Annotated in this window: 3 protein-coding genes and 1 tRNA gene; 2 read left to right on the plus strand and 2 right to left on the minus strand. The window is 72.6% G+C overall.

Going from position 1 to position 4,864, the window contains the following annotated elements:
- Nucleotides 1–171: 171 nt before the first annotated feature.
- Both pgi and VM95_RS36965 read right to left on the minus strand, forming a co-directional pair.
- On the minus strand, nt 172–1,833 hold the full coding sequence (gene pgi, locus VM95_RS36960; RefSeq protein ID WP_045705594.1) for a glucose-6-phosphate isomerase: 1,662 nt from the start codon (nt 1,831–1,833) through the stop codon (nt 172–174).
- A gap of 175 nt (nt 1,834–2,008) precedes the next feature.
- The gene (locus tag VM95_RS36965) at nt 2,009–3,661 is read right to left on the minus strand and encodes a Na+/H+ antiporter (RefSeq protein WP_078861165.1); all 1,653 of its coding nucleotides are present in this window, start codon (nt 3,659–3,661) and stop codon (nt 2,009–2,011) included.
- Nucleotides 3,662–3,790: 129 nt separating this feature from the next.
- On the opposite strand from VM95_RS36965, the gene VM95_RS36970 reads away from it, so the two are divergent.
- Together VM95_RS36970 and VM95_RS36975 are read left to right on the plus strand one after the other, a co-directional pair.
- Nucleotides 3,791–4,699 carry an NADP-dependent oxidoreductase gene (locus VM95_RS36970; protein WP_045705596.1) on the plus strand — a complete coding sequence of 303 codons (909 nt, stop codon included), beginning with the start codon at nt 3,791–3,793 and terminating at the stop codon, nt 4,697–4,699.
- A 74-nt stretch (nt 4,700–4,773) separates the two neighbouring features.
- Nucleotides 4,774–4,847: transfer RNA gene (locus VM95_RS36975), tRNA-Lys, on the plus strand.
- The last annotated feature ends 17 nt before the right edge of the window (nt 4,848–4,864 follow it).

Consider the following 4,864-nt stretch of genomic DNA (forward strand, 5'->3'; position numbering starts at 1 on the left):
CTAGCTCAGTTGGTTAGAGCAGCTGACTCTTAATCAGCGGGTCCGGGGTTCGAGTCCCTGGCGGCGCACAGACAGCCGGAAGGCCCTTCGCGAGAGCGAAGGGCCTTCCGGCGTTTCCCCCGCCCCCAAGGGGCCCGGGCCGCCCGCCGGAGCGGACGGCCCGGCCGGGGCTCAGCGGCCGCGCAGCGCGCGGTAGCGGGCGACCAGCGCGGCGGTGGAGCCGTCCAGCTGCTCACCGCCCTCGCCGGAGAGCAGGACCGGCTCGATCCGCTTGGCGAGCACCTTGCCCAGTTCGACGCCCCACTGGTCGAAGGAGTCGATGTTCCAGATCGCGCCCTGGACGAACACCTTGTGCTCGTACAGCGCGACCAGCTGCCCGAGCACCGAGGGGGTCAGCTCGGCGGCCAGGATGGTGGTGGTCGGGTGGTTGCCCTGGAAGGTCTTGTGCGGGACGAGCTCGGCCGGCACGCCCTCGGCGGCGACCTCCTCCGGGGTCTTGCCGAAGGCCAGCGCCTGGGTCTGGGCGAAGAAGTTGGCCAGCAGCAGGTCGTGCTGGGCGGCCAGTTCCTCGGACAGCTCGGCGACCGGCCGGGCGAAGCCGATGAAGTCGGCCGGGATCACCTTGGTGCCCTGGTGCAGCAGCTGGTAGTAGGCGTGCTGGCCGTTGGTGCCGGGGGTGCCCCAGACCACCGGGCCGGTCTGCCAGTCGACCGGGGTGCCGTCGCGGGTCACCGACTTGCCGTTGGACTCCATGTCCAGCTGCTGCAGGTAGGCGGTGAACTTGGACAGGTAGTGCGAGTACGGCAGCACCGCGTGCGCCTGGGCGTCGAAGAACGCGCCGTACCAGACGCCCAGCAGGCCGAGCAGCAGCGGGACGTTCTGCTCCGGCGGGGCGGTGCGGAAGTGCTCGTCGACCAGGTGGAAGCCGTCCAGCATCTCGCGGAAGGCGTCCGGGCCGATGGCGATCATCAGCGAGAGGCCGATCGCCGAGTCGTAGGAGTAGCGGCCACCGACCCAGTCCCAGAACTCGAACATGTTGGCGGTGTCGATGCCGAAGTCCTGCACGCCCTGGGCGTTGGTGGACAGCGCGACGAAGTGCTTGGCGACCGCCTCGGTGCCGGCGCCGAGGCCGGAGAGCAGCCAGGAGCGGGCGGAGACCGCGTTGGTGATGGTCTCGATGGTGGTGAAGGTCTTCGAGGCGACGATGAAGAGCGTCTCGGCCGGGTCGAGGTCGCGGACGGCCTCGTGCAGGTCGGCGCCGTCCACGTTGGAGACGAAGCGGACGTCGAGGTCGCGCCGGGCGAACGAGCGCAGCACCTCGTAGGCCATCGCCGGGCCGAGGTCGGAGCCGCCGATGCCGATGTTGACGACGGTGCGGATCCGCTTGCCGGTGTGGCCCGTCCACTCGCCGCCGCGGACCCGGTCGGCGAAGGCCGCCATCCTGTCCAGGACGGCGTGCACGGCGGGCACCACGTTCTCGCCGTCGACCTCGATCACCGCGTCGCGCGGGGCGCGCAGCGCGGTGTGCAGGACGGCCCGGTGCTCGGTGTTGTTGATCTTCTCGCCGCGGAACATCGCGTCGCGCAGCGCGGCGACGCCGGTGGCGGCGGCCAGGTCGCGCAGCAGTTCCAGCGTCTCGTCGGTGACGAGCTGCTTGGCGTAGTCCACGTACAGGTCGCCGACCTGCAGGGTGAGGCGGCGGCCGCGCTCCGGGTCGGCGGCGAAGAGCTCGCGCAGGTGGGTCTCGCCCAGTTCGTCGCGGTGCTTGGCCAGGGCGGCCCACTGCGGGGTGCGGTCGAGCGGGGTGCGGGCGTCGGCGCGGGTCTCCGACATCGGTGGGTCCTCGATTCATCTGGGTGCAGAAACCGGCAGGGCCAGGCGGTGAGGGTTCGCGAGGTCGTGCGGCTACTGGATGGTGTGCCGACGCCGTTGACGGCCTGCCCGGGCTCAGCCTATGCAACCCCGGACCCGGTCACGCACATTCCGCCGGGCCCGGGCGGACTGCTCGTCACTTCCGTTCGGAGCGCAGGTCCAGGCCGCGCAGCACCTGGTCGACCAGCTCCGGGTCGGCGCCGGCCTCGCTGCGGGCGGCGAGCATCTCGCGCCGGGAGGCGGCGATCATCTCCTGTTCGACGTCCCGGGCGGCCCGCCACTGGGCGAGGCGCTGCTTGGCCTCGGCGGCCTCCTCCTCGGCGTAGTTCTCCGGGCAGAGCCGGGCCAGCCGGTCGTGCTGGCGGTCGCGCAGGCGGTCGGCGACCTCGCCGGGCAGCCGGTCCTGCTCCTCCAGTTCGCCGAGCCGGGCGAGCCCGGCCTTGGCGGCCCGCCACCAGAGCCGGCGGACGGCCTGCTCGTGGGCGTCCTGGTCGATGTCCAGCCGGAGCCGCTTGGCCAGCCAGGGCAGGGTGAGGCCCTGGACGAGCAGGGTGAACAGCACCACGCTGAAGGCGATGAAGACCAGTCGGCCGCGCTCGGGGAAGTCCTCGCCGGAGTGCAGGGTGAGCGGGATGGCGAGGGCGAGGGCGACGGTGGCCACGCCGCGCATGCCGGACCACCAGAGGACCACGCTCTCCTTCCAGCTGAACGGGGTGTCCTCGTCGGCGCCGCTGCGCAGCTTCTTGGAGAGCCAGCCGGCGGGCAGCAGCCACAGCAGCCGGACCACGACGACGACCGCGATGACCACGGCGGCGTCGCCGAGGAAGCCGGTCCAGCCGTTGCCGGCCTCCTTGAGCACGGTGGCCAGCTCCAGGCCGATCAGGCCGAAGGCGACGCCGGTGATCAGGATCTCGACGACCTCCCAGAACGCGTTGCCGACCAGCCGGTAGGAGACGGCGTCGGCGTCGGAGGCCCGCTCGGCCAGGTAGAGCGCGCAGACGACGACGGCCAGCACGCCGGAGCCGTGGATCTCCTCGGCGATGGTGTAGGCGGCGAAGGGCACCAGCAGGTTGAGGGCGACCTGCTGGGTGGGGTCGTCCAGGCGCTCGGCGACCTTGGTGTTCACCCAGCCGAGCACGACGCCCACGACCACGGCGAGCACGGCGGACAGCACGAAGCGCAGCACCGCGTTGCCGACCGAGAAGTCGCCGCTGACCATGGCCTCGATGGCCAGCGAGTAGATGACGATCGCGGTGACGTCGTTGAACAGGCCCTCGCTCTCCAGGATCGCCACCAGGCGCCGGGGCAGCCCGATGCTGCCGGCCACCGCGACGGCGGCCACCGGGTCGGGCGGGGAGACCAGCGCGCCGACCGCGATCGCGGCGGCGAGCGGCAGGGCGGGCAGCAGCGAGTGCACGGTGGCGGCCACCGCGATCGTGGTGACCACCACCAGGGCGACGGCGAGCAGCAGGATCGAGCGGGCGTTGGCCTTGAAGTAGCGGACCGAGGACCGCCGGGCGACGGCGAAGATCAGCGGCGGCAGGACCATCGGCAGGATCAGCTCGGGCTCGACGGTGACGTCCGGGATCTGCGGGACGAGGGCCATGACGATGCCGAGCAGGGTCATCAGGACCGGCTGCGGCACGCCCGTCCGGCGGCCGAGCGGCATGGTGACCACGGAGGCGAGCAGCACCAGGAAGAACAGGGGCAGCTGGCCCACGGGGAGGTTCCTCTCGACGACGGACGGCTGAGCGCCGCCCAGGATAAATCTGACAATGCGCTCATTCATGACGACACGCTGGACGGCAGCTTGACCTCAAGTGGACTTCAGCTCCGAGGATCGGTGGCGGTCGACGGCATGTCGAGCCGAAGGCAATCGAACGGCCGGCGAACGGCCGCGCGTCGAGGGGAGCCCGTCATGAAGGCAGTCACCGTCCCGGTGTTCGGCGGACCGGAGGTCCTGCGGATCGCCGAGCTGCCCGACCCGCAGCCCGGGCCGGGCGAGGTGCGGGTGCGGGTGCACGCCGCCGGGGTGCAGCCGGTGGACATCGCCGTCCGGGACGGGTACAGCCCGCCCGGGGCGAAGCTCGACCTGCCGGCCGTCCTCGGCAACGAGTTCGCCGGGGTGGTGGACGCCCTGGGCCCGGGCGTCGGGCAGTGGCGGGTCGGCGACGAGGTGATCGGCTTCCGGACCCTGAACGGGCAGGCCGAGCTGGTCGTCGTGGACGCCGGGCAGCTGGTCGCCAAGCCCGCCGGGATGCCCTGGGAGCACGCCGGCGCGCTCTCCGCCTCCGGCCAGACCGCGCACACGGCGCTGCGGCTGCTCGGCGTCGGCCCCGGCGACACCGTGCTGGTGCACGCCGCCGCCGGCGGGGTCGGCACGGCGGCCGTCCAGCTGGCCCGGGCCTGGGGCGCCACGGTGATCGGCACCGCCAGCGAGCGCAACCACGACTACCTGCGCGGCCTGGGCGCCGTCCCGGTCACGTACGGGGAGGGGCTGGTCGGGCGGGTCCGGGCGGTGGCGCCGCAGGGGGTGGACGCGGCCTTCGACGCGGCCGGGCGCGGCGCCCTGGAGGCGTCCGTCGAGCTGGTCGCGGACCGGGGGCGGATCGGCACCGCCGTCGACTTCGAGGGCGCCGAGCGGCTCGGGCTGCTGAAGGTGCGGACCGACCGCACCGCAGGGCGGCTCGCCGAGCTGGTGGAGCTGTGGGAGGCCGGCGGGCTGCGGCTGGAGATCGCCGAGGCGCTGCCGATGGAGCGGGCCGCCGAGGCGCACCGGCTGGTGGGCGCCGGGCACGTCCGGGGCAAGGTGGTGCTGACCTTCTGAGGCTGGCCGGCGGCGGACGCCGGACCGATTGTGTGTTTCGGCTGCTGACCAGGTAATGTTCTCCACGTCAGCAGGCGCCGCTAGCTCAGTTGGTTAGAGCAGCTGACTCTTAATCAGCGGGTCCGGGGTTCGAGTCCCTGGCGGCGCACAGACAGCCGGAAGGCC

It is taken from the genome of Streptomyces rubellomurinus (genome assembly GCF_000961885.1).
Classification (GTDB): Bacteria; Actinomycetota; Actinomycetes; order Streptomycetales; family Streptomycetaceae; genus Kitasatospora; species Kitasatospora rubellomurina.

Excerpts from the sequence above, each read along its gene's own strand:
- pgi (WP_045705594.1), bottom strand. The coding sequence starts at position 1,833 with ATGTCGGAGACCCGCGCCGACGCCCGCACCCCGCTCGACCGCACCCCG.
- VM95_RS36965 (WP_078861165.1), bottom strand. The coding sequence starts at position 3,661 with ATGAATGAGCGCATTGTCAGATTTATCCTGGGCGGCGCTCAGCCGTCC.
- VM95_RS36970 (WP_045705596.1), top strand. The coding sequence starts at position 3,791 with ATGAAGGCAGTCACCGTCCCGGTGTTCGGCGGACCGGAGGTCCTGCGG.